1 protein-coding gene and 1 pseudogene are annotated in these 975 nt (G+C 70.3%); both read left to right on the top strand.

Going from position 1 to position 975, the window contains the following annotated elements:
• Positions 1-307, top strand: a 307-nt coding sequence (locus EAO72_RS41495; RefSeq protein ID WP_148022550.1) for an ArsR/SmtB family transcription factor, incomplete at its 5' end; no start/stop codon positions are given.
• Positions 308-569: 262 nt separating this feature from the next.
• Positions 570-975 (top strand): annotated as a pseudogene (locus EAO72_RS42415) (M23 family peptidase); the annotation flags it as partial.

The following is a 975-nucleotide window of genomic DNA, read 5'->3' as shown; positions in this document are numbered from 1 at the left end:
GGCGCATGAGGCGGGGGAGGGGAGCGGCAGGGGGCCCGCAGGCCCCGACTGGGCGGATATCGCCGAGTCGTTCGCCGCACTCGGTCACCCGGTGCGGCTGCGGCTGCTCCGGGAGATCCTCGGCGGCCGGCGCACAGCGGCGGAACTGGCCGCGCTCGACGAGACCGGTACGACAGGGCAGATCTACCACCATCTGCGTCAGCTGACGGGCGCGGGCTGGCTGCACACGAAGGGGCGGGGGAGATACGAGGTTCCCGGCACCCGTGTCGTTCCGCTGCTGGTGGTTCTCACGGCGGCGAAGCCCTGAGCCGCGCGGAGGGGGCGGTGCCGATGGCCGAGCGCTGACGCCGGAACCGGTCGAGGCGGCGAACCACGGGCGAAGCGGACGGGGGAGCTACTCGGGAGCGAACGGATAGCGAGTCGACAGCGCGACGAGGAGCGAACGGTGGCGAATCGACGACCTGGCCGGCGCGCAGGCCGCCGATCAGCTCGACGACCCGACCAACGATCAGAACCAACGACCAAACCAATGATCTGACCGACGACCAGACCGACGATCAGGGGAAGCCATGTCTGTCCGTAAAGCTGTGATGGTGCTGTACCGGGTCTGCTGGATCATCTTCTTCGCCATGGTGATCCTCGGCCTCGTCACTGACCCGTCGTTTCCGTACTGGCTGACCTGGGTGCCTGCTGCGGTGGCGATTGCGCTGGTCCTGGCAGCAGGCCGCAGGGCCCGCTCGGCGGCCACGAACCCGCGACCCGCGGTGGAGGTCGATCCACCGGTGTCCGGGCGATGGGTGGCGTTGAACAGTCCGGCGGACAAGGTGCCCAGCCACGGGATACACGGCTACGGGCAGACTTACGCGATCGACATAGTGGCGGAGCCGGAGCCGGAGCCGGAGCCGGAGCCGGAGCCGGCGCGGGGGCCGGAGCCGGGGCGCAAGGGCGAGGGCCAGTCGGGGGCTGAGTCCGATG

The sequence above is a fragment of the Streptomyces sp. OR43 genome, assembly GCF_008042275.1.
Lineage (GTDB): Bacteria > Actinomycetota > Actinomycetes > Streptomycetales > Streptomycetaceae > Streptomyces.
Note: the sequence above shows the minus strand (reverse complement) of the source record. Positions and strands in the feature narration are given on the sequence as shown.